Source organism: Olleya marilimosa CAM030, from assembly GCF_000518485.1.
GTDB lineage: Bacteria > Bacteroidota > Bacteroidia > Flavobacteriales > Flavobacteriaceae > Olleya > Olleya marilimosa.
Map to the genome: position 1 here is coordinate 322,234 of NZ_JADR01000002.1, position 24,159 is coordinate 346,392.

The 24,159-nt window shown below is 34.3% G+C and carries 18 protein-coding genes; 16 read left to right on the forward strand and 2 right to left on the reverse strand.

Annotation, left to right across the window (positions count from 1 at the left end):
• The first annotated feature begins 1 nt into the window (after position 1).
• The 13 genes from ilvB (at position 2) to argH (ending at position 15,028) form a co-directional block, all read left to right on the forward strand.
• Positions 2–1,735, forward strand: a complete 1,734-nt coding sequence (gene ilvB / locus M890_RS0105490) for a biosynthetic-type acetolactate synthase large subunit (protein WP_028282571.1) — start codon at positions 2–4, stop codon at positions 1,733–1,735.
• Position 1,736: 1 nt separating this feature from the next.
• Positions 1,737–2,267 (forward strand): acetolactate synthase small subunit, encoded by a 531-nt coding sequence (gene ilvN, locus M890_RS0105495; RefSeq protein ID WP_028282572.1) that lies wholly within the window; start codon positions 1,737–1,739, stop codon positions 2,265–2,267.
• Between the two features lie 12 nt (positions 2,268–2,279).
• On the forward strand, positions 2,280–3,782 hold the full coding sequence (gene ilvC / locus M890_RS0105500) for a ketol-acid reductoisomerase (RefSeq protein WP_028282573.1): 1,503 nt from the start codon (positions 2,280–2,282) through the stop codon (positions 3,780–3,782).
• Positions 3,783–3,823: 41 nt separating this feature from the next.
• Positions 3,824–5,092, forward strand: a complete 1,269-nt coding sequence (ilvA, locus tag M890_RS0105505; RefSeq protein ID WP_028282574.1) for a threonine ammonia-lyase IlvA — start codon at positions 3,824–3,826, stop codon at positions 5,090–5,092.
• A gap of 431 nt (positions 5,093–5,523) precedes the next feature.
• Positions 5,524–6,150 carry a GNAT family N-acetyltransferase gene (locus tag M890_RS0105510; RefSeq protein WP_028282575.1) on the forward strand — a complete coding sequence of 209 codons (627 nt, stop codon included), beginning with the start codon at positions 5,524–5,526 and terminating at the stop codon, positions 6,148–6,150.
• On the forward strand, positions 6,143–7,330 hold the full coding sequence (locus M890_RS0105515) for an argininosuccinate synthase (protein WP_028282576.1): 1,188 nt from the start codon (positions 6,143–6,145) through the stop codon (positions 7,328–7,330). Before M890_RS0105510 ends, M890_RS0105515 begins: the two co-directional genes overlap by 8 nt.
• Positions 7,331–7,375: 45 nt before the next feature.
• Entirely contained in the window at positions 7,376–8,359 is a 984-nt protein-coding gene (gene argC, locus M890_RS0105520) for an N-acetyl-gamma-glutamyl-phosphate reductase (protein ID WP_028282577.1), read from the forward strand.
• Positions 8,360–8,515: 156 nt separating this feature from the next.
• Complete coding sequence (proC, locus tag M890_RS0105525) at positions 8,516–9,316, forward strand: pyrroline-5-carboxylate reductase (RefSeq protein ID WP_028282578.1); 801 nt, start codon at positions 8,516–8,518, stop codon at positions 9,314–9,316.
• Positions 9,313–10,440, forward strand: coding sequence for an aspartate aminotransferase family protein (locus M890_RS0105530; RefSeq protein WP_028282579.1), 1,128 nt, complete (start codon positions 9,313–9,315; stop codon positions 10,438–10,440). The genes proC and M890_RS0105530 overlap by 4 nt, the downstream gene beginning before the upstream one ends.
• A gap of 238 nt (positions 10,441–10,678) precedes the next feature.
• Complete coding sequence (locus M890_RS0105535; RefSeq protein WP_028282580.1) at positions 10,679–11,614, forward strand: N-acetylornithine carbamoyltransferase; 936 nt, start codon at positions 10,679–10,681, stop codon at positions 11,612–11,614.
• Positions 11,615–11,780: 166 nt separating this feature from the next.
• Positions 11,781–12,557 (forward strand): acetylglutamate kinase, encoded by a 777-nt coding sequence (gene argB / locus M890_RS0105540; RefSeq protein ID WP_028282581.1) that lies wholly within the window; start codon positions 11,781–11,783, stop codon positions 12,555–12,557.
• The gene (locus M890_RS0105545; protein WP_028282582.1) at positions 12,554–13,615 is read left to right on the forward strand and encodes a M20 family metallo-hydrolase; all 1,062 of its coding nucleotides are present in this window, start codon (positions 12,554–12,556) and stop codon (positions 13,613–13,615) included. Before argB ends, M890_RS0105545 begins: the two co-directional genes overlap by 4 nt.
• A 138-nt stretch (positions 13,616–13,753) precedes the next feature.
• On the forward strand, positions 13,754–15,028 hold the full coding sequence (gene argH, locus M890_RS0105550; protein ID WP_028282583.1) for an argininosuccinate lyase: 1,275 nt from the start codon (positions 13,754–13,756) through the stop codon (positions 15,026–15,028).
• Positions 15,029–15,143: 115 nt separating this feature from the next.
• Here argH and M890_RS0105555 read toward each other — a convergent pair whose 3' ends face one another.
• Both M890_RS0105555 and gltB read right to left on the reverse strand, forming a co-directional pair.
• Positions 15,144–16,610, reverse strand: a complete 1,467-nt coding sequence (locus M890_RS0105555; RefSeq protein ID WP_028282584.1) for a glutamate synthase subunit beta — start codon at positions 16,608–16,610, stop codon at positions 15,144–15,146.
• Positions 16,611–16,613: 3 nt separating this feature from the next.
• Positions 16,614–21,110: a glutamate synthase large subunit gene (gene gltB, locus M890_RS0105560; RefSeq protein ID WP_036597179.1), complete on the reverse strand. Its 4,497-nt coding sequence runs from the start codon at positions 21,108–21,110 to the stop codon at positions 16,614–16,616.
• Between the two features lie 446 nt (positions 21,111–21,556).
• Between gltB and M890_RS0105565 the strand changes: the two genes are divergently transcribed.
• Genes M890_RS0105565 through M890_RS0105575 form a run of 3 tightly spaced genes read left to right on the forward strand, consistent with a single transcriptional unit; the run spans position 21,557 to position 24,133 of the window.
• The gene (locus M890_RS0105565; RefSeq protein WP_028282586.1) at positions 21,557–22,543 is read left to right on the forward strand and encodes an outer membrane beta-barrel protein; all 987 of its coding nucleotides are present in this window, start codon (positions 21,557–21,559) and stop codon (positions 22,541–22,543) included.
• Positions 22,544–22,555: 12 nt separating this feature from the next.
• Positions 22,556–22,894, forward strand: a complete 339-nt coding sequence (locus tag M890_RS0105570) for a P-II family nitrogen regulator (protein ID WP_028282587.1) — start codon at positions 22,556–22,558, stop codon at positions 22,892–22,894.
• A gap of 6 nt (positions 22,895–22,900) precedes the next feature.
• A complete protein-coding gene (locus M890_RS0105575) occupies positions 22,901–24,133 on the forward strand; it encodes an ammonium transporter (RefSeq protein ID WP_028282588.1) in 1,233 nt (410 codons plus the stop codon).
• Positions 24,134–24,159: the final 26 nt, after the last annotated feature.

Sequence of the window (24,159 nt, forward strand, 5' to 3'; positions counted from 1 at the left end):
TATGGATACAAAAACAATAAAAAAAGAAACAAACACAACGCAAACCACAGAGCGTATTTCTGGTAGCGAAGCTATAATAAAATGTTTATTAGCCGAAGGAGTTGATATTCTTTATGGATATCCTGGAGGAGCAATAATGCCTGTCTATGACCAGCTTTATAAATACCAAGACAAAATTCATCATGTGTTAACACGTCATGAGCAAGGTGCAACACATTCTGCTCAAGGTTATGCACGTATTTCGGGTAAAGTTGGTGTTGCAATTGCAACGTCTGGACCAGGAGCAACTAACTTAATTACAGGTATTGCAGATGCACAAATAGATAGTACACCAATGGTTTGTATTACAGGTCAAGTAGCCTCGCATTTACTAGGTAGTGATGCTTTTCAGGAAACAGATATTGTTGGTATTTCTACTCCAGTTACAAAATGGAATTGTCAGGTTACCAAAGCTTCTCAGATTCCTGAAGCAATAGCTAAAGCATTTTACATTGCTAAAAGTGGTCGTCCAGGACCTGTTTTAGTAGATATTACAAAAGATGCACAGTTTGAAGAATTCGATTTTAAATACAAAAAATGTAAAGGCATCAGAAGTTATAATCCGATTCCAAAATTAGATCATAAAGCGCTTGAAGCTGCTGCAAAATTGATAAATAAAGCCAAAAAACCAATGATAGTTTGGGGTCAAGGCGTTATTTTGGGAGAAGCAGAAGCACAATTTAAGGCTGTAGTAGAGAAAGCAGGGATTCCGGCTGCATGGACTATTTTAGGTGCTTCAGCAATGCCAACTTCACATCCTTTAAATATTGGTATGGTTGGTATGCATGGTAATTATGCGCCAAACGTTTTAACCAACCAATGCGATGTTTTAATTGCAATTGGTATGCGTTTCGACGATCGTGTTACTGGTAATTTAGCAACGTATGCTAAGCAAGCAAAAGTGATTCATTTTGAAATTGATCCAGCCGAAATTGATAAAAACGTTAAAACAGATGTGGCAGTTTTAGGTGATGCAAAACAAAGTTTAGCTGCCTTACTTCCGCTTTTAGAAGAAAAAACACATCCAGAATGGCATCAACAGTTTAAAGATTTATATGCTATTGAATATGAAAAAGTAATAAAAAACGACATCCATCCTACAAAGGAAGGTTTAACAATGGGTGAAGTTTTACAAGAAATTAATAACCAAACTAAAGGTGATGCAGCAATTGTTACAGACGTTGGTCAACACCAAATGATAGCCTGTCGTTATGCCAATTTTAATAAAACAAGAAGCAATATCACTTCTGGTGGATTAGGTACCATGGGCTTTGGCTTACCTGCTGCAATTGGAGCAAAAATGGCTGCTCCAGATCGCGAGGTTATTTCCATTTCAGGAGATGGTGGTTACCAAATGACTATTCAGGAGTTAGGGACTATTTTTCAGCAAAAAACACCAGTTAAAATTGTGGTTTTAAATAACGAGTTTTTAGGAATGGTTAGACAGTGGCAAGAATTATTTTTTGATAAACGCTATGCTTCAACCGAAATGACAAATCCAGATTTTGTGGCTATTGCTAAAGGCTATTCTATTGCAGCACAAAAAGTAACAAAACGCGAAGAACTAAAAGATGCAGTAGCTAAAATGATAAACACAGATGGACCTTATTTTTTAGAAGTTTGTGTTGAAAAAGAAGGTAAGGTATTTCCAATGATAGAAACAGGAGCATCAGTTTCAGATATAAGATTAGAGTAATATGAATCAAGAAAACAAACTATACACAGTGACCATTTATACGGAAAATAATATCGGATTATTAAATCGTATTTCGGCAATTTTTCAACGTAGACATATTAATGTTGAAAGTATCAATTCTTCCGTTTCAGAAATTGAAAATGTAACCAAGTGGATTATGGTGGTAAAGCTTTCTGAAGAACAAATTAAAAAAATTATCGGTCAGATTGAAAAGCAAGTAGAAGTTATAAAAGCCTACTACCATACTGAAGATGAAATCATTTACCAAGAGTCTTGCATCTTTAAAATGAAATCGGATTTATTGTTTGGTGATAGCCAATTTCCGGATATTATTAAGGAGAATAACGCCAGAATTGTAATTGTAAACAAGCAATTTTTTGTGATAGAAAAATCTGGTAAAAAGGAAGAAATTGATGATTTGTATAAAGTGCTTAGCACATACGGAATCATGCAATTTACACGTTCGGGACGTATTGCAATTACTAAAGACGAGATGAAAATATCAACAATGCTAGAAGCATTTCAAAATTAAAAAACAAAAACAATGTCAAATTATTTTAACACATTACCATTAAGAGCACAATTAGAGCAATTAGGAAAATGTAGATTCATGGATGCTTCAGAGTTTGAAGATGGTGTTAATGCATTAAAAGACAAAAAAATTGTAATTATTGGTTGTGGCGCACAAGGTTTAAATCAAGGGTTAAATATGCGTGATTCAGGTTTAGATATTTCGTATGCATTAAGGCAGCAAGCTATTGATGAGAAACGTGCGTCTTACAAAAATGCTACCGATAACGAATTTAATGTTGGTACGTATGAAGCGTTAATTCCTACTGCAGATTTAGTATTAAACTTAACACCAGACAAGCAACACACAAACGTGGTAAAAGCAGTAATGCCTTTAATGAAAAAAGGGGCTACGCTAAGTTATTCTCACGGATTTAATATTGTTGAAGAAGGCACTAAAATAAGAGAAGATATAACTGTAATTATGGTTGCTCCAAAATGTCCAGGAACCGAAGTGCGTGAAGAATATAAACGTGGTTTTGGTGTACCAACATTAATTGCTGTACATCCAGAAAACGATCCAGAAAACAAAGGTTGGGCTCAGGCTAAAGCTTATGCAGCTGCAACTGGTGGTCATCGTGCAGGTGTTTTAGAATCGTCTTTTGTGGCTGAGGTAAAAAGTGATTTAATGGGTGAGCAAACCATTTTATGTGGTTTGTTACAAACAGGAGCAATTTTATCGTTCGATAAAATGGTCGCAGAAGGTATTGAGCCTGGTTATGCTGCAAAATTAATTCAGTTTGGTTGGGAAACCGTTACTGAAGCTTTAAAACATGGTGGAATTACTAATATGATGGACCGTTTATCCAATCCAGCAAAAATAAAAGCCTATCAATTATCTGAAGAATTAAAAGACATCATGCGTCCTTTATTCGAGAAGCATATGGACGATATTATTTCGGGTCACTTCTCTAAAACCATGATGGAAGATTGGGCAAATGATGATGTAAATCTTTTAAAATGGAGAGCAGAAACTGGTGAAACTGCTTTTGAAAAAACGACGTTAACAACAGAGCATATTTCTGAACAAGAATATTTTGACCATGGAACGTTATTGGTAGCTTTTGTAAAATCTGGTGTAGAACTAGCATACGAAACTATGGTAAGTGCAGGAATTATTGAAGATTCTGCCTATTACGAGTCGCTTCACGAATTACCATTAATAGCAAACACAATTGCCAGAAAAAAATTATTTGAAATGAATAGAGTAATTTCTGATACTGCAGAATATGGTTGCTATTTATTTGATCATGCTTGCAAGCCATTATTGACAGATTTCATGAAAACAGTGGAAACAGATATTATTGGTAAAGCATTTGCAACTACAAATGGAGTAGATAATGTGGAGTTAATAGCTGTAAACGATGCGATTAGAAATCATCCAATCGAAACAGTTGGTAAACGATTAAGAGCAGCAATGACTGCAATGAAAATTATAAAATCTGATGTAAAATCAGAAGAATCAGTTTTAGCTTAAATCTATTGTCATTCCGAATTAATTTCGGGATCTCATAAAACATGGAAAACACCACCACAACATACAGGCCTACATTAGAAGCTGTTGAAGCTGCTGCCAAAAAATTAAAAGGCGTTGCTGCTGTGACTCCTTTAATTTCAAACATGAGATATTCAAAGCAATTTGAAGCAAACATCATGTTTAAACGCGAAGACTTACAACAAGTACGCTCTTATAAAATTAGAGGAGCTTACAATAAAATGTCATCTTTAAATAAAGCTGAAGCTGAAAAAGGAATTGTATGCGCAAGTGCAGGAAACCATGCACAAGGCGTGGCGTTATCTTGTAAATTGTTAAAAATAAAAGGGACCATTTTCATGCCTTCTCCAACTCCTAATCAAAAGGTGGAACAGGTTAAAATGTTTGGAGAAGACTATATAGAAGTGGTGTTGGTAGGCGATACGTTTGATGATGCTTACCATGCAGCGATGGAAGATTGCAAGCGTTTAAACAAAGCGTTTATTCACCCATTTAACGATAAAAAAGTTATTGAGGGTCAAGCAACAGTAGGTTTAGAGATTATAAATCAAACGGAGTCTCACCCAATAGATTACGTTTTTGTACCTATTGGAGGAGGTGGTTTGTCTTCAGGGTTATCATCCGTTTTTAAGTTGTTATCACCACAGACAAAAATTATAGGTGTAGAGCCAAAAGGCGCACCTTCGATGTTAACTTCAATACGAAATAATAAAAACACGGAGTTAGATGAGATTGATAGTTTTGTAGATGGTGCAGCTGTTAAGCGTGTTGGTGATTTAAATTTTGCCATTTGTAAAGAGACATTACATCGTGTGGTTACTGTAGATGAAGGTAAAATTTGTCAAACTATTTTAGATTTATATAATAAAGAAGCAATTGTCGCAGAGCCTGCAGCAGTTTTAAGTTTATCGGCTTTAGATTATTTTAAAGAAGAAATTAAAGGTAAAAATATAGTTTGCGTTATAAGTGGAAGTAATAATGATATTACGCGTACTCCAGAAATTAAAGAACGCGCATTATTACATGCTAATTTAAAGCACTATTTTATAATTAAATTTCCGCAACGTGCAGGTGCTTTACGCGAATTTGTAGTGGATATTTTAGGTCCAACAGATGATATTACACACTTTGAATACACCAAAAAAGTAAACCGAGAAAATGATGTTGCTGTGGTTGGAATTGAGTTAAAATCTCCAAATAATTTAGAGCCTTTAATTACAAAAATGAAGTGTCATAATTTTTATGGAGATTATCTAAATGATAAACCAGATTTGTTTCAGTTTTTAGTATGATTTTGATAATTATGAGCTTAAAAACTTTCAAATTCGTAAAAATTCATTAAAAAACACAAAAATTAAATGTTTGTATTAAATTAAATTATACGTTTGCATCATGTTTACAACTCTAAATAAAAACGAAAGACCCACAAGTTTGCTATTACGCAGACGACGTCGCTAATACGCATACTTCAAGCTTTTAGTTAATAGTTTTTATTTTTTTTCAGACAGTGAACAATTCAACACAAATATTTCCTTTTTTAAATACAGTTATTAGAAATAATAACAGGATTGTTGTGCGTCCAATTTTACGTCGACGCCCTTAAGGGTGTGCTTCTATTTATAGAACTTAGGTGAGTCCGGTTCTCCATTCAAAACAAAATTCCTGCATAGACAGGAATCTCAAAATCAAAATATTACTTTTTTAATTATTAAAACCAATTACAATGGAAATTGTTATTGCTAATAAATCGCATAGTGTTTACGCAGATATTATTTGCCAAACCATTGCAGATGCTGCTCAAGTTAGAGGTACTGGTATTGCAAAACGTAAACCGGAATATATCATTACTAAAATGGAAAACGGTAATGCTGTTATCGCTTTAGAAGGCGATAAGTTTGCAGGATTTTGCTATATCGAACAATGGAGTCATGGTAAATTTGTGGCTAATTCAGGGTTAATTGTACATCCGGATTTTAGAAATATTGGCTTAGCTAAACAAATCAAACAGAAAATATTCGAGCATTCTAGAACCAAATTTCCGGATGCTAAAGTATTTAGTATCACCACAGGTTTAGCAGTTATGAAAATGAATAGCGATTTAGGCTATAAACCAGTGACGTTTTCAGAATTGACCACAGATCAAAGTTTTTGGAATGGTTGTCAAACATGTAAAAACTTTGATGTTTTGACCAGAACAGAACAGAAAATGTGTTTATGTACAGGCATGCTGTACGATCCTTCAAAAGAAGTAAAACAAACTCACCAACACAAATACGATAAAAAAGTGTGGACCAGATTAAAGAACATAAAACAGAGCATGTTCCTAAAAAAAGAAAAAAGAGATGAGTAAAAAATTAGTCATAGCATATAGTGGTGGATTAGACACATCCTATTGCGCAGTAAGTTTAAGTAAAGCAGGATATGATGTGCACGCAGTAAGTGTAAATACTGGTGGTTTTACTGTTGAAGAAATAAAAACTATTGAAGCGAATGCCTATAAAATGGGAGTATCAACCTATAAAAATATTGACGCAATTGCTTCGTATTACGATAAAGTGATCAAGTATTTAATCTTCGGAAATGTGCTGAAAAACAACACCTATCCATTATCAGTAAGTGCTGAACGTATTATACAAGCTATCGAAATTATTGAATATGCTAAAAGTATTGATGCCGAATATATCGCACACGGAAGCACAGGAGCAGGAAACGATCAAGTACGTTTTGATATGATTTTTCAAACCTTAGCACCACATATTAAAATTATTACACCAATTAGAGACGGAAGTTTAAGCAGACAACAAGAAATTGATTACTTAAAAGCAAACGGTATTGAAGTATCTTGGGAAAAGGCAAAATATTCTGTTAATAAAGGACTTTGGGGAACTAGTGTTGGTGGAGAAGAAACATTAACATCAGAAAAACCATTACCAGAATCGGCATTTCCATCTCAATTAAAACATGCGGAAGAAGAGAAAGTTACTTTAACTTTTTTAAAAGGAGAATTGGTTGCTATTAACGGAATTGAAAACGCATCAGAAGTAAATATTGAAGTACTAAACAACCTTGCGTCTGCCTACGCAATTGGTAGAGATATTCACGTAGGTGATACAATTGTTGGTATAAAAGGTCGTGTTGGTTTTGAAGCTGCAGCAGCTTTAATTACTATAAAAGCACACCATTTATTAGAAAAACATACGTTGACCAAATGGCAATTACAACATAAAGAATATTTAGCAAGTTTCTACGGAATGCATCTGCACGAAGGTCAATATTTAGATCCAGTAATGCGAGATATGGAAGCTTTTTTACAAAGCAGTCAAGACAAAGTCTCAGGAGATGTTTTTGTAACACTAAAACCATATCATTTCAATTTAGATGGTATTACATCAAAGCATGATTTAATGAACGCAAAATTTGGAAGTTATGGTGAAGAAAATAAAGGTTGGACTGCAGATGAAGCTAAAGGGTTTATCAAAATTGTAGGGAATCAGAACAAAATCTATCAACAAGTAAACTCTGGAATTTAGTCTTGCTGAACTTGTTTCAGTATCTCAAAAAATTAAGATTTAAACATGAAAAAAATAGAAATAGGAATCATTGGAGGCGCAGGTTACACAGCAGGAGAGTTAATTAGATTGTTGTTAAATCATCCAAAAGCAAACATCAATTTTATTTACAGTACCTCTAATACTGGAAATAAGATATATAAAGTACATCAAGATTTAATTGGTAGCACAGATTTGGAGTTTACCAATGAAATTAACGCAGAAGTGGATATGTTATTCTTGTGTTTAGGTCACGGAAATTCTAAAGCATTTTTAGAAAATAATTCATTTTCTGCAGAAACTAAAATCATCGATTTAAGTAATGATTTCAGATTAACTAAAGACGCCATTTTTGAAGGAAAAACGTTTGTTTATGGTTTGCCAGAATTAAATAAAGTAGCGATAAAAAAAGCGAATTACATTTCAAATCCAGGGTGTTTTGCATCTGCTATTCAGTTGGCATTATTGCCTTTAGCTAAAGCTGAAGTTTTGCAAAATGATGTACACGTTAATGCAGTTACAGGAGCAACAGGAGCAGGAACATCATTATCAGCAACTACGCATTTTACGTGGCGAGATAATAACTTTTCGCATTATAAGGCTTTTACACATCAACATTTGGGTGAGATTAATCAATCGGTGAAACTGTTGCAATCTAACTTCAATTCGGATATTAATTTCGTGCCAAATCGAGGTGATTTTTCTAGAGGGATTTTTGCAACTATGTACACTAATTTTAAAGGAAGCTTGGAAGACGCAAAAGCATTGTATTCCGATTTTTATAAAGATGCTGCTTTTACTGTAGTTTCGGATGATGAGATTCATTTAAAACAAGTGGTAAATACTAACAAATGCATCCTTCATTTACATAAACATGAAGACAAATTATTGGTCACAAGCATCATTGATAATTTACTAAAAGGCGCTTCGGGACAAGCTGTTCAAAACATGAACTTAATGTTTGGTTTTGATGAAACAGAAGGTTTAAAACTGAAAGCTACTTATTTTTAAAAGTACTGCTGCTGCGTTAGCGGTTGAAGTGGCATCCTTTTTTGACGTCAGTTCGAGTGAATTTGTGAAGCATGAGCAAATTTGTATCGAGAACAAGGCAAAAAAGATATAACGGAAGACGCGACCCTTGTCGTAACGCCAAAACAATATAAAATTATGAAAATAGCAATTATAGGAACAGGAAACTTAGGAAAGTCCATCGCAAAAGGATTGATAACCAACAACGCCATTACCAGTTTGTATTTAACCAAACGGAATTTGGAAGACATTCAAGAATTTGATGGTTATAAAAATGTGCATTTAACGACGGATAATACCGAAGCTGTAAGGCAATCTGATATCATCATTTTTGCAGTGCAACCAGCGCATTTTGAGCAAATATTGAATGACATTAAGCCGGAATTAACAGAGAAGCACGTCTTGATTTCGACCATTACTGGTTTTTTAATTCCTAAGATTGAAGCGCAAGTTGGAGCAGATAAATTTATCATTCGTGCGATGCCAAACACAGCAATTGCAGTTGGTAAATCCATGACGTGTTTGTGTAGTAATGTGCAAGGAGCAAAACGTATTAAAATCGCTGAGGCTATTTTTAACCGTTTAGGACATTCGTTGAGTATTCCGGAGAGCCAAATGCAGGCAGCAACTGTGGTTTGCGCAAGTGGTGTTGCGTTTTGGATGCGTTTAATTAGAGCGACAACACAAGCTGCTATTCAGTTAGGGTTTGATGCCAAAGAAGCACAAGAATTAGCGATGTATACCAGTGAAGGTGCTGCGAGCTTATTGATTACCAACGGGAATCATCCGGAAGAGGAAATAGACCGTGTAACGACTCCAAAAGGGTGTACGATTGAAGGTTTGAATGAGATGGAGCACAAAGGATTGAGTTCCTCTTTAATACAAGGTATGATTGCCTCGTTTAACAAGATTAGTAACATTAAAGAAGAGCAGATATGAGTTTATTTAACGTCTATCCATTATTCGATATCACACCAGTAAAAGCTGTAGATGTCTTTGTTTTTGATGAAAATAACACCAAATATCTAGATTTATATGGTGGACATGCAGTGATTTCTATTGGGCATTCTCATCCAAAATACGTGGCTGCCATTTCTGATCAAGTAGCCAAATTAGGATTTTATAGCAACTCGATTCAGAATCCATTACAAGTACAATTAGCGGACAAGTTAGAGCAGTTATCTGGTTGTAAAAACTACGAGTTGTTTTTATGTAATTCTGGTGCAGAAGCCAATGAAAATGCTTTAAAACTGGCGTCATTCCATAACGGAAAGAAAAAAGTAGTTGCTTTTAAAAATGGTTTTCATGGTCGTACATCAGCAGCAGTTGCGGCAACAGATAATACGAAGATTATTGCGCCAATTAATGCACAGCAAGAGGTTGAAATTCTAGAATTAGGAGACTTGGAAGATGCGGAAAAAGCACTAGCTAAAAACGATGTTTGTGCAGTAATTATTGAGTGTATTCAAGGTGTTGGAGGGTTAGACGAAAGTACTGCAGCGTTTTACGAAGGTGTCGATGCATTATGTAAAAAATACAATACGTGTTTTATTGCAGATGAGGTGCAATCTGGTTTTGGAAGAACTGGCGATTTCTTCGCGTTTCAGAAATATAATGTGACTCCAGATATTATTTCGATTGCCAAAGGTATGGGAAATGGGTTTCCGATTGGTGGTATTTTAATTCATCCAGACATTAAAGCATCTTTTGGTTTGTTAGGAACCACTTTTGGTGGAAATCATTTAGCATGTGTAGCTTCTTTGACGGTTTTAGAAGTTATTGAAGAAGAGCATTTGATGCAAAATGCTAAAGATATCTCAGCTTATTTTATTGAAAAAGCAAAAGGAATTTCGGCAATAAAAAACATCAAAGGAAGAGGATTAATGCTTGGTTTGGAATTTGATTTTCCAATAGCTGAACTGCGTAAAAAGCTAATTTTTGAACATAAGATATTTACAGGAAGCGCAAAGAATCCTAATTTATTAAGAATTCTTCCGCCTTTAACCATCAAAAAAGAACATATCGATTTGTTTTTTGATGCTTTAAAAAAGGAATTAAAATAGTAATGCGAGTAACGTCATTCTGAACTAGTTTAAGAATCACATAATAGTGAGAATCTGAAATAAATTCAGCTTGACGAGAGTTGTGGATACATGAAAATAAGTGTGTGTAATAGCGTTTATATTGAGTATTAAATGCTAAGAAATAAGAATTAAATAGCAACGTCATTCTGAACTAGTTTCAGAATCGCATAACAGTGAGAAGCTGAAATGAATTCAGTAAGATTAAAGTAATAAATAGATGAAAAAGTATACCAAAATAAAAGACATATCAAATCTTCAAGAAACTATAAAGGAAGCCATTTTATTAAAAATGAACCCTTTTGAATTCGAAGATTTAGGAAAACATAAAACGCTAGTCATGTTATTTTTTAATGCTAGTTTGCGTACACGATTAAGTACCGAAAAAGCTGCAAAAAATTTAGGAATGGAAGTCATGATTTTAAATGTAAATGATGCTTGGAATTTAGAGTTTGAAGATGGTACAGTCATGAATGCAAACACGTCTGAACATATTAAAGAAGCTGCGCAAGTGATATCGCAATATGCCGATGTTATCGCTATTAGAGCTTTTCCAAGTTTAACTGATAAGCAAAAAGACGAAAGTGAATTTGTAATGAACAGCTTTGTGAAATACGCAACTGTGCCAATAGTAAATATGGAGAGTGCAACTGCGCATCCTTTACAAGCATTGGCAGATGCAATTACTATTTCTGAATTTACCAAAAAAGAAAAACCAAAAGTAGTCTTGTCTTGGGCGCCACACCCAAAAGCATTGCCACAAGCGGTTGCGAATTCGTTTGTAGAAATGATGCAAAACTTGGATGTAGATTTAACCATTACGCATCCTGAAGGTTATGAGTTAAGCGAAGCAATCACCAAAAACACACCAATAAATCACAATCAAGAAGCTGCTTTAAAAGATGCCGATTTTGTCTATGTGAAAAACTGGAGTAATTATAAAGACTACGGAAAAGTATTAAATCAGGATGAAAATTGGATGATGACTAAAGCAAAGTTAGGCAATGCAAAATTTATGCATTGTTTACCTGTAAGACGAAATGTGGTTGTGGAAGATGCGGTTTTGGATGGCCAGCAATCAGTGGTTATTCAACAAGCAAATAATAGGACTTTTGCTGCGCAAATTGTCTTGAAGCAAATTTTGGGGAAATTGTAATGTTACGTCATGCTGAGTTTATTTCAGTATCACACAATTAGTAAATAATGAGAAGCTGAAACAAGTTCAGCTTGACGATTGAGGTTTTAAAGTAAGCAATAAGTTAATGTTAATCCGTCACGTCATACTGAATTCATTTCAGTATCACATCAAAAGAAGAATAAGCATGAAAACACTAAAAATTATAAAAATTGGAGGAAACATCATCGATGATGATAACGCCTTACAGCAATTCCTAAAAGCATTCGCGACTATAGATGCTCCTAAAATCCTAGTGCATGGTGGTGGGAAATTAGCAACCAAATTGGCGCAAAAAATGCAAGTTGAGGTTAAAATGATTGACGGAAGACGAGTAACCGATCAAGTGACTTTAGATATTATTACTATGGTCTATGCAGGTAAAATAAACAAAAATATAGTCGCGCAATTACAAGCAAATCATTGTAATGCTATTGGTTTTTCTGGAGCAGATGGTAATACAATAGTATCTAATAAACGACCTGTAAATGCTATAGATTATGGTTTTGTTGGTGATGTTAAACAGGTCAATACCGAAACTTTAGAGATTCTTTTAAATAATAATATTACTCCTGTTTTTTGTGCCATTTCTCATGATAAAAACGGACAATTATTAAATACAAATGCAGATACGATTGCTTCAGAATTAGCAATAGGCTTTGCGTCAAAATGGAATTCAGAATTATATTATTGTTTTGAAAAAAATGGGGTTTTAGAACATGTAGATGATGACAATTCTGTTATTGAAAACATTAACACAGCAACCTATAAAACATTAGTAGATAATAAAGTGATTTTTGAAGGCATGCTTCCTAAATTAAATAACTGTTTTCATGCCATAAATCATAACGTACAAAAAGTTTGTATAGGTAAAGCGCAAATGCTTTTTCAAAAAGACAATAAACACACAACCATTACAAAATGATAGAAAAACTAACAACCAGGGCAATTGCATTGTTAAAGCAATTGATAGAAACGCAGTCGTTTTCTTCAGAAGAAGGGCCTACTGCTGCGCATATTGAGCAATGGTTTAAGCAACAAGATATTGCGTTTCATCGTACACAACATAATGTTTGGTCTACTAACAAGCATTTTGATGAAAGTAAACCAACCTTATTATTAAATTCACATCACGACACAGTAAAACCAAATAATGGTTACACAAAAGATCCTTTTAAAGCTATTGTTGAAGATGGAAAATTATATGGTTTAGGAAGTAATGATGCAGGTGGTTGTTTGGTGAGTTTATTAGCAACCTACGCGTATTTTTACAATAGAGAAGATTTAAATTTTAATTTGGTTATTGTCGCTTCCGCTGAAGAAGAAAGCAGTGGAGAAAATGGATTAAATAGTATGTTACCTGTTATTCCAAAAGTAGACGTCGCTATTGTTGGAGAACCAACTTTAATGAATTTAGCTGTTGCCGAAAAAGGCTTGGTTGTGTTTGATGCAATCGTAAAAGGAACGCCAAGTCATGCTGCGCATCCAAATCATGATAATGCGATTTATAATACCATTCCAGTTTTAGAATGGTTTAGAAATTACACGTTCGATAAAAGTTCGGAAGCTTTGGGTGAAGTAAAATTAACCGTTACACAAATCAACGCAGGAAAGCAGCATAATGCAGTGCCAGCTGATGTAAAGTTAGTGGTAGATGTTAGAGTAAACGATAAATATTCCAATCAAGAAATTGTAGATATTTTACAAAAGGAAGCGCCTTGTGATAGTATTATTCCAAGAAGTATAAAATTAAATTCATCGTCTATTCCAATCGATCATCCATTGGTAATTGCAGGAATAGAAATTGGTAGAAGCACTTATGGTTCGCCAACATTATCAGATCAAGCGGTTTTGAGTTGTCCTTCCTTAAAATTAGGTCCAGGAGATAGCACACGATCGCATTCTGCAGATGAGTTTATTTATTTAAATGAAATTGAAGAAGGCATTAAAATATATATCGAATTATTAGAAAAAGTATTGTAAGATTTTCGTCAGTTTGAGTGTTTCGACTGTAAGGAGAAATGTATCGAAAACAAGAAAATACTTCTCGATATAATTCTGATAAAAAAATCAGAATCACTCGAAGTAACGAAGAACAAATCAACAGATAAACTAAAGATTATGAAACTCTGGGACAAAGGTATTAGTATTGATAAAAAAATAGAACAATTTACAGTTGGAAACGACAGAGAAATAGATCTTCATATTGCTAAGTACGATGTGCAAGCGTCATTAGCTCATGCTATTATGTTGGAGTCCATTGGAATCATTTCTTCAGAAGAATTGCAACAATTAAAAAATGGTTTAAACGCTATTGCGGAAACTATAAAAAACGGAACCTTCGTTATTGAAGAATCCTTTGAAGATGTACATTCTAAAATTGAATACGAACTAACAAAAACTTTAGGCGATGTTGGAAAAAAAATTCACACAGCACGTTCAAGAAACGATCAAGTTTTAGTTGCTCTTCAGTTATATTATAAAGAAAATTTAAAAGAAATTAACGAAAAAACAAATACGCTTTTTGAAACGCTTTTAGGCTTAGCCGAAACGCATAAAGAAGTTTTACTTCCAGGTTATACGCATTTACAAGTCGCAATGCCTTCTTCTTTCGGTTTGTGGTTTTCTGCTTATGCTGAGGTTTTAATAGATGATGTATACTTGCTAAATGCAGCATTAAAAACAGTAGATCAAAATCCGTTAGGTTCTGCTGCAGGTTACGGAAGTTCTTTTCCTATTGATAGAGAGTTAACAACAAAAGAATTAAACTTTGCGACCTTAAAATATAATGTGGTTGCTGCACAAATGAGTAGAGGGAAAAGCGAGAGAACTATCGCTTTAGCTTTAGGTAGTGTGTGTAATACATTGGCGCGTTTTGCAATGGATATTTGTGTGTATAATAGTCAGAATTTTGGCTTCATCGCTTTTCCTGATGAGCTTACTACAGGAAGCAGTATTATGCCACATAAAAAGAATCCAGATGTGTTTGAATTGATTAGAGGGAAAGCAAATAAAATTCAAGCCTTACATCATGAAATGGTTTTAATAACCAATAATTTACCAAGTGGTTACCATAGAGATTTTCAGTTGTTAAAAGAAAATATTATTGCAGCAATTGAAGATGTAAAGGACTTATTAGACATTTTTAATTACGCTATTCAGCAAGTCATTGTAAAAGAAATAGACTTAAACGATGCCAAATACCAATACCTATTTACAGTTGATAATATTAATACTTTAGTGGTTGAAGGAATGCCATTTAGAGAAGCCTATCAGAAAATTGGAGGTGAAGTAGAAAACGGAACGTACAAACCAGACACTTCAAAAAAACATACTCATATTGGTAGTATTGGTAATTTGTGTTTGGATGGGATTAGAGCGAAGTATCCTAAGTAAAATGATTATGTCATCTGCGTAGGTTTTGAAAACTTGTAGCATGAAGCCATAAAAAAAGCACCTTTTTCAAGGTGCTTTTTTTATTTAATAAGATACCTGCTTGCACAGTAATTTGTTATACTCTAGGCAAATCGCTATCATCCTTTAAAGGTAAACAAGACTCACCCATCAAATATGTGTCAATATGATGTGCAGCTTGTCTTCCTTCAGAGATTGCCCAAACAATTAACGATTGTCCACGACGCATATCTCCAGCAGCAAAAACACCAGGAACGTTAGTTGCGTAATCTTTGGTTGACGCTTCAATATTGGTTCTAAAATCCATATTTAAACCAAACTGGTCTGCTAATGTTTTTTCGGCTCCAGTAAATCCTAAAGCCAATAAGGCTAAGTCGCATTTCCATTCTTTTTCAGTGTTTGGAACCTCTTTAAGTTGTGGTCGTTCTCCTGGTTTGAAAATCCATTCAACTTCCACGGTTTTTAGTCCAATTAAATTTCCGTCCTTGTCTCCTAAAAATTCTTTTGTAGAAATACTAAAAAAACGTTCTACACCTTCTTGGTGTGATGAGGTTGTTTTTAACTTCATAGGCCAATAAGGCCAAGGTTGATGTGCTGGACGACCTTCGGTTGGTTTGCTTAAAATTTCAAAATTTGTCACCGAAGTTGCGCCATGACGATTAGAAGTACCAATACAATCGCTTCCTGTGTCTCCACCACCAATTACGATAACGTCTTTTCCTTTTGCAGAAATAATGTCTTTAAAGTCTACTAAACCATCTACATATTGATTGTTTAGCTTTAAAAAATCCATTGCTTGCGTGACACCTTTTAAGTCGGCTCCAGGAATTGGAATGCTTCTTCTTACTGTTGCACCACCACATAAAACTACTGCGTCAAAATCGTCTTTAAGTTGATTAGCATCTACATTAACACCAACATGTGCATTAGTTTTAAAGGTGATTCCTTCCTCTTCTAAAACAGCAACACGTCTATCAATAACATGTTTTTCCATTTTAAAATCTGGAATTCCGTAACGTAATAATCCACCAACTTTTTCATCGCGTTCAAAAACAGTAACGGTATGTCCTGCGCGATTTAATTGTTGTGCAGCAGCTAATCCAGCTGGTCCAGAGCCTATAACAGCAACTGTTTTTTTGGTTCTTACTTTTGGTGGTTGTGCTGTAATCCAACCTTCATTAAAGGCAGTTTCTACTATGTTTTTTTCAATATTTTCTATCGTTACTGGGTCTTCATTAATACCTAAAACACAAGCTTCTTCGCATGGTGCTGGACATAAGCGTCCTGTAAACTCTGGGAAGTTGTTGGTTTTGTGTAAAATTTCAGCAGCTTCTTTCCATTTTCCTTTGTAGACTTTATCATTAAAATCTGGAATTAAATTCCCAAGTGGACAACCACTATGGCAAAACGGAATTCCGCAATCCATACAACGAGCACCTTGATCTTTTAGGTGATTCTCTGGTAATGTAATCGTAAATTCTTTGTAATTCTCTATGCGTTTTTCTGGCGCTATATAACTTTCGTTTTCACGCTTAAACTCTAAAAATCCTGTTATCTTTCCCATAATTTACGCTAATTCTAGTTGTTCTTGTTCTAATCTCACTAAGGCTTGTCTGTACTCTTCTGGTAACACTTTTTTAAACTTAGAAAGGTAATTGTTCCAGTCCTTTAAAATACGTGCTGCTAATGGGCTTCCTGTTGCTCCAAAATGATTTTCGATTAATTGTTTTAACTGAAGACGATCTGCTTCGTTATCAATTGGATCGATATTTAAATCCTCAGTATTACAGTGTTGTTTAAACGTTCCTTTTTCATCTAAAACATATGCAACTCCTCCACTCATTCCTGCTCCAAAGTTTCGACCTACAGTACCAAGAATAACAGCAACTCCACCAGTCATGTATTCACAACCATGATCTCCAATACCTTCAACCACTGCTTTTGCACCAGAATTTCTTACACAAAAACGTTCTCCAGCTTTACCATTTATATAAACTTCTCCAGAGGTTGCGCCATACAGTGTCACGTTTCCTGTGATGATATTATCTTCCGGAACGATGGTACATTTTTCTGGTACTTTAATAATTAATTTCGCTCCAGATAATCCTTTTCCTAGGTAATCATTGGTGTTTCCGTGCACTGTAAATCTTAGACCTTTAGTAGCAAAGGCTCCAAAACTTTGTCCTGCAGAACCTGTAAAATCAATATTTATAGTGTCTTCTGGTAAACCATCTGCTCCGTAAATTTTAGAAATCTCGTTACTTATAACTGCTCCAACTGCTCTATCTATATTTGTGATAGGCATAGCTAAGTTTGTTTTTTGTCTTCTAAATAAAGCTTGATGTGCTTGTTTTATGATTTTAAAATCTAAGTGCACATTTAAGTTATGGTCTTGACAATACGTGTTGTATAGTTGTACATCTTCTGCGACTTCTACTTTGTGTAAAATTGGTGTTAAATCAATTCCTGAAGATTTATAATGGTCTATGGCTTTGTTTCTGTTTAGTTTTTGAGATTGTCCAACCATTTCATTTATGGTTCTAAATCCTAATTTTGCCATAATCTCACGTAATTCTTGTGCCACAAAATACATGTAGTTAACGACGTGTTCTGGTTTGCCTTTAAACTTTTTACGTAATTCTGGATTCTGGGTTGCAATACCAACTGGACAGGTGTTTAGGTGACATACACGCATCATAATACAACCAGAAGCGACTAAAGGCGCTGTTGCAAAACCAAATTCTTCTGCTCCTAATAAACAGGCAATCGCGACATCACGTCCTGTTTTTAACTGACCGTCGCACTCTAAAACCACACGATTTCTAAGATCGTTCATGACTAAAGTTTGTTGCGCTTCTGCAATACCAAGTTCCCAAGGTAATCCTGTGTGACGTAATGATGTTAAAGGTGACGCTCCTGTACCACCATCAAAACCAGAGACTAAAATAACATCTGCTTTAGCTTTAGCAACTCCTGCTGCTACTGTACCAACACCAATTTCTGATACCAATTTTACATTAATTCTGGCTTCTCTATTTGCTGATTTTACATCGTAAATTAATTGCGATAAATCTTCAATAGAATAAATATCGTGATGTGGTGGTGGCGAAATTAACCCTACATAAGGTGTCGAGTTTCTTGTTTTTGCAATTTCTGGATTTACTTTAGGTCCAGGTAATTGTCCACCCTCACCAGGTTTTGCGCCTTGTGCTATTTTTATTTGAATTTCGCTTGCGCTTGTTAAGTAATTTGAAGTTACTCCGAAACGTCCAGAAGCGACTTGCTTGATTGCTGAGTTTTTCCAGTCTCCTTGAGAGCTTTTGTAAAATCGTTCTTGGTCTTCTCCACCTTCACCAGAATTGGATTTCCCTCCAATTCTATTCATGGCAACTGCTAAATTTTCATGTGCTTCTTTACTAATTGAACCATAAGACATGGCTCCAGTTTTAAATCGCTTAACAATTTCTGTCCAAGGTTCTACTTCTTCTAATGGTATTGGGTCAAATTGATCAAATTCAAACAGACCTCTTATAGTCATTAAGTTTTTAGATTGATTGTTTACCAGTTCTGAAAACTCTTTGAAAGTAGATGCTTTATTGTTTTTTACCGATTCTTGAAGTTTAGCAATTGTTAGAGGATTAAACATGTGTTTTTCTTGTCCTCGTCTCCATCTGTAATCTCCACCAACTTCAATTTGTGGTTCTGTGTTTTTATGAAAAGCTTTTTTGTGACGTTTAACAATTTCTTGTTCAATTTCTCTTAAGCCAATACCTTGAATTCGTGTTGGTGTGTTTGGGAAGTATTTTTCGACTGTCGAGGTTTTAATTCCGATACATTCAAATAATTGAGAGCCACGATACGAGTTTAAGGTGGAGATTCCGATTTTGTTCATCACCTTTAAAATTCCTTTTCCAATTGCTTTATTATAGTTTTTAATTGCTGTTAAATATTCTAAATCTGTAAGGTCTTCATTGTTGATTTGTTCTTGAACAATTTCATTTACAATATATGGGTTTACAGCACTTGCGCCATAACCAAATAGTAAGGCAAAGTGGTGGACTTCACGAGGTTCTGCAGATTCAATAATTAAACTAATTCTTGAGCGTTTTTTTAATTTGTGTAAGGCGTGATTAACGTAAGAACAGGCTAAAAGTGCAGGAATTGGAGCGTGGTTCTCGTCTACAAATCTATCGGATAAAATAATGATGTTTGCACCTTTATCTATTGCTTTTGATGCTTTGGTTACTAAGTTTTCAAGAGCGACTTCCAATTCATTTAGGCCACGATTTACTTCGTATAACATTGAAATAGATTCGACTTTAAAATCAGGATTAGTATCATAATCTCTAATTTTATCTAAATCATGTTTTGAAATAACAGGATTCTGGATTTTTAATTTTTTACAATGTTCGGCATTGATATTAAAAATATTAACATCGCTTCCAAGCGTTAAACTTATGTCTGTAATTAACTCTTCTCTAATTCCGTCTAAAGGCGGATTGGTAACTTGAGCAAACAATTGTTTAAAATAATTGTAAATTAATTGTGGTCTTTCTGATAAAATAGCAATTGGAGTATCGCTTCCCATAGATCCAATAGGCTCTTTTCCTAATTGAGCCATAGGTCGAATAATGGTGTTTAAATCTTCTTCGGTATAACCAAAGACAACTTCGCGTTTTTTAAGATCTATTTCATCATACTTAATTGGTCCTTTTTTGGCTTCAATATCTCTGAGGTGTACTAAATTTTCGTTTAACCATTGTCTGTAAGGATGTTTGGCTGCTATTTCTTCTTTAATTTCTTCATCATTAACAATACGACCTTCGCTCATGTTAACTAAAAACATTTTTCCTGGTTCTAAACGACCATGGAATTCTATGTTTTCTGGAGCAATATCTACAACTCCAGTCTCAGAAGACATGATAACATTTCCTTGTTTTGTTACGGTATACCTTGAAGGACGTAAACCATTTCGGTCTAAAACTGCTCCAATAAAATTACCATCTGTAAATGGGATTGAAGCTGGTCCATCCCAAGGCTCCATTAAGCAAGAATTAAATTCGTAAAAAGCACGTTTTGAATCAGACATATTTGGGTTTTTCTCCCAAGCTTCAGGCACCAACATCATCATAGCTTCAGGAAGTGAGCGACCAGTCATTAATAACAATTCTACAACCATATCTAGTGTGGCAGAGTCTGATTTTCCTTTTAAAACTGTTGGGATAATTTTTTTAATATCGTCACAAAATAATGGACTTTCCATAATTTCTTCACGAGAAAACATGCGTGACACATTACCTCTAACAGTGTTTATTTCTCCATTATGACAGATATATCTAAATGGTTGGGCTAAATCCCAAGTTGGAAATGTATTGGTAGAAAAACGTTGGTGTACTAATGCTAATCGTGTATCTAACGCTGAATTAAATAAATCTAAATAATATTCATTAATATGTTCAGGCATTAATAAGCCTTTAAATATTATAATTTTAGTAGATAAACTTGGCAGGTAAAAAAATTGTGCTTCAGATAATTTAGAATCATAAATAGTATGTTCTGCTATTTTACGTGCAGCATATAATTTGATATTGAATTCTCTTTCGGTTTGGGTATCGCTAGCTTTTCCTATAAAAATTTGTTTTACAAATGGTTCTGTAACTTTTGCAATTTCGCCTAACACATCACTATTAACTGGCACATCTCTCCAGCCAATTAATTTAAGGCCTTGATTTTGGATTTCTTTTTCAAAAACATCAATACAATATTGACGTTGGTTTTCTTTTTTAGGAAGAAATACATTACTAACCGCATATTCTCCAGCTTCTGGTAAATCAAACTCGCAGAAAATTTTGAAAAACTTATGTGGAATATCAATTAAAATACCTGCTCCATCACCTGTAACTCCATCCGAACTTACTGCACCACGATGCTCTAATTTTACTAAAATTTCTAGTGCTTTATGTATGATATCGTTAGATCGTTTTCCTGTTAAACTACAGATAAATCCTGCACCACAATTATCGTGTTCAAATTCTGGTAAATACAATCCTTGTTTTTTAAGCATAATAAGTCAATTTAAAAGGCTTTTTTGGGCCTTATTTAATACCCAAGATACACGCTATCAACTGAATTTGAAAAAAGTAGAAACACTTTTTCGAAATTCTGATTTAGACTATTATTTAATGCGCTATAAATAATTTTTCATCACTTATTCTGATAAATTGTTAAAATAAAAAACACAATAAATAGGATTGTTTGTTGCGAAAACGATTGCGTAAAATATAAAAAACTGAATATTATATAAGTAAAACATGTTTTTTGTAAGAATTACTCATTATCAACAATGTGAGATTATTAAAATATGTACATGTATTTTGTGATACCCTATAAAAAATAGGGTTAAAAATAAAATTATAATAAAAATGAGTTTGTAACCCTGTGTTTTTTGGGGGTTAAATTTTTTTTAACATAGATTTGGGATATTAACCAACCAATTTAACACCAATTATTATGAAACAATTACTGACCTTGTCGCTTCTTTTGGTTGCAACAACATTGTTTGCTCAAGAGGATGCTAATACACCAGAAAAAAAGTTTGCATTTGAAGGTAGTGTGGATGCGTATTACAGAACCAATTTAACTGCACCAAATGATGAAAATCAAATTGCACCTGAAACATCTTTTGCTGATACAGGTGGATTTTCTTTAGGAATGGGAAATATTATTGCATCCTATGAAAAAGGACGTGTTGGAGCAGTTGCGGATTTAGTCTTTGGGCCAAGAGGTGAAGCTGCAAGTGCAACAGTATTAAATCAGTTGTTTGCTTTTTATAATATTAGCGAAAACACCAAATTAACCTTAGGAAAGTTTAATACGTTTTTAGGATACGAAGTTATTGCACCAGCTGGAAACTTTAATTATAGTACGTCTTATTTGTTTTCTAATGGACCATTCTCTCATACGGGTTTGAAAGCAGACTTTACTTTGTCAGAAGATTTTAGCTTAATGTTAGGAGTGTTTAATCAAACGGATGTTACAGAGTTTAATCCAGACGGAAGTTATGCAGTAGGTGCGCAATTAGGATATGATGGGCAGTATTTAAACGTATTATATGATGCTGCAGGTTTAGGTTTTGAAGTAGACTATACTGGAGGTTTTGATATGTCAGAAGATTTTTTTGTTGGTATTAATGCTGCGTATGCGGATAATGATGGTGAAGGATTTTATGGCGTTGATTTGTATCCTCAATATGGTCTTAGTGAAACCTTTACTATAGGATTAAGAGGGGAATATTTTCAAACGCAAAGTGAATTAGTAGATGATGATCCAAGTGTTATTGGATTAACACTTACTGGGAGCTTGGTTATTGACGAAGACTTAATTGTTAAACCAGAATTTAGATTTGATAGTAGTTCTGATGATGCGTTTATTGATACAGATTTAATGGCTACAAAAACCTTGGGTTCTTTTGTTTTGGCAGCGATATATAAATTTTAATACAATCTAATTATGAAAAAAGTAGAAGCAATAATCAGGAAATCTAAATTTTCTGCAGTTAAAAAAGCATTGCATGAAGTTGGAGTAAATTTTTTCTCCTATTGGGATGTTACTGGTTTAGGTAACGAAAAAGAGGGTCATGTTTATAGAGGGGTTTCTTATAGTACAAGTGATATACAAAGACGCTATTTATCAATAGTTGTTAATGATGATTTTGAAGAAGTAACCATAAAAGCCATTTTAGAATCAGGTTCTACCGGAGAAGTTGGTGATGGTAAAATATTTGTCTCACAAATTGATGAGGTCTATAGAATACGAACAGGAGCAAAAGGAGGAAATACTTTAAAATAAAAAACCATGGAATTACTTACAATTAACAATGTATGGATGATGATCTGTACAGCCTTAGTTTTCTTTATGCATTTAGGATTTGCATTTTTAGAGATCGGGTTAACACGACAAAAGAACACATTAAACATTTTATTTAAAAACATATTTATTATTACGGTAGGTCTATTACTTTACTGTTTAGTAGGATTTAATTTAATGTACCCAGGTGAATTTAATGGGTTTATAGGATTTGCTGGTTTTGGATTAGATGCACCAGTAACAGCAGAAGGTGCTTTAGATTTGGCATATAATGAAGGGTATACGTATTGGACAGATTTCTTATTTCAAGGGATGTTTGCTGCAACAGCAGCAACTATTGTGTCTGGTGCAGTAGCAGAACGTATGAAGATTGGACCATTTATGGTTTTTACAATAATATATGTTGGATTAATATATCCAATTGCTGGTTCTTGGAAATGGGGTGGCGGATTTTTACAAACACTAGAAACTCCTTTTTATGACTTTGCAGGATCGACATTAGTGCATTCTGTTGGAGGTTGGGCAGCTTTAGTGGCTGTATGCTTATTAGGCTCAAGAATAGGTAAATTTAAAGATGGTAAAATACAAGCTATTCCTGGACATAATATTCCATTAGCAACTGCAGGAGTTTTAATACTATGGTTAGGATGGTTTGGTTTTAATGGAGGATCTGTATTATCTGCAGACCCATCGTTAACGTCATTAACTTTAGTAACAACTTGTTTGGCAGCAGCTGCTGGGGGAGTTGTTTCGGCTTTTGTGTCTTTACTTAAGTTTAAAAACTTGGATTTAACGATGTTTTTAAACGGAATTCTTGGAGGGTTAGTTGGGATTACTGCGGGAGCAGATCAAATGAGTCCTACTGATGCTATAATTATTGGCGCAGTGGCAGGTGCAATTATTGTTTTTGCGGTGTCTTTAATTGATAGGTTAAAGTTAGATGATCCTGTTGGAGCTATTGCAGTACATTTAGTATGCGGTATCTGGGGTACTTTAGCTGTTGGTCTTTTTGGAGAATTAGCCAGTGGTGCACAGTTTGTAAGTCAGCTTATAGGTGTGGTTTCTTATGCTGTTTTGTGTATAGTATCTTCGTTTTTAATTATTTATACATTAAAGAAAACTGTTGGAATTAGAGTTTCTGAAAAAGAGGAATTGGAAGGACTTGATGCTCATGAGCATGGTATGGATGCGTATCCAGACTTTAGATTAAATGAACATTAAGCTTTAGTTAATTTGTTGAAAAAACC

Excerpts from the sequence above, each read along its gene's own strand:
- M890_RS0105570 (WP_028282587.1), top strand. The coding sequence starts at position 22,556 with ATGAAAAAAGTAGAAGCAATAATCAGGAAATCTAAATTTTCTGCAGTT.
- argB (WP_028282581.1), top strand. The coding sequence starts at position 11,781 with ATGAAAACACTAAAAATTATAAAAATTGGAGGAAACATCATCGATGAT.
- M890_RS0105545 (WP_028282582.1), top strand. The coding sequence starts at position 12,554 with ATGATAGAAAAACTAACAACCAGGGCAATTGCATTGTTAAAGCAATTG.
- M890_RS0105555 (WP_028282584.1), bottom strand. The coding sequence starts at position 16,610 with ATGGGAAAGATAACAGGATTTTTAGAGTTTAAGCGTGAAAACGAAAGT.
- proC (WP_028282578.1), top strand. The coding sequence starts at position 8,516 with ATGAAAATAGCAATTATAGGAACAGGAAACTTAGGAAAGTCCATCGCA.
- M890_RS0105530 (WP_028282579.1), top strand. The coding sequence starts at position 9,313 with ATGAGTTTATTTAACGTCTATCCATTATTCGATATCACACCAGTAAAA.
- M890_RS0105510 (WP_028282575.1), top strand. The coding sequence starts at position 5,524 with ATGGAAATTGTTATTGCTAATAAATCGCATAGTGTTTACGCAGATATT.
- ilvB (WP_028282571.1), top strand. The coding sequence starts at position 2 with ATGGATACAAAAACAATAAAAAAAGAAACAAACACAACGCAAACCACA.
- M890_RS0105535 (WP_028282580.1), top strand. The coding sequence starts at position 10,679 with ATGAAAAAGTATACCAAAATAAAAGACATATCAAATCTTCAAGAAACT.
- ilvA (WP_028282574.1), top strand. The coding sequence starts at position 3,824 with ATGGAAAACACCACCACAACATACAGGCCTACATTAGAAGCTGTTGAA.
- M890_RS0105575 (WP_028282588.1), top strand. The coding sequence starts at position 22,901 with ATGGAATTACTTACAATTAACAATGTATGGATGATGATCTGTACAGCC.
- argC (WP_028282577.1), top strand. The coding sequence starts at position 7,376 with ATGAAAAAAATAGAAATAGGAATCATTGGAGGCGCAGGTTACACAGCA.
- M890_RS0105515 (WP_028282576.1), top strand. The coding sequence starts at position 6,143 with ATGAGTAAAAAATTAGTCATAGCATATAGTGGTGGATTAGACACATCC.
- ilvC (WP_028282573.1), top strand. The coding sequence starts at position 2,280 with ATGTCAAATTATTTTAACACATTACCATTAAGAGCACAATTAGAGCAA.
- ilvN (WP_028282572.1), top strand. The coding sequence starts at position 1,737 with ATGAATCAAGAAAACAAACTATACACAGTGACCATTTATACGGAAAAT.
- argH (WP_028282583.1), top strand. The coding sequence starts at position 13,754 with ATGAAACTCTGGGACAAAGGTATTAGTATTGATAAAAAAATAGAACAA.
- M890_RS0105565 (WP_028282586.1), top strand. The coding sequence starts at position 21,557 with ATGAAACAATTACTGACCTTGTCGCTTCTTTTGGTTGCAACAACATTG.
- gltB (WP_036597179.1), bottom strand. The coding sequence starts at position 21,110 with ATGCTTAAAAAACAAGGATTGTATTTACCAGAATTTGAACACGATAAT.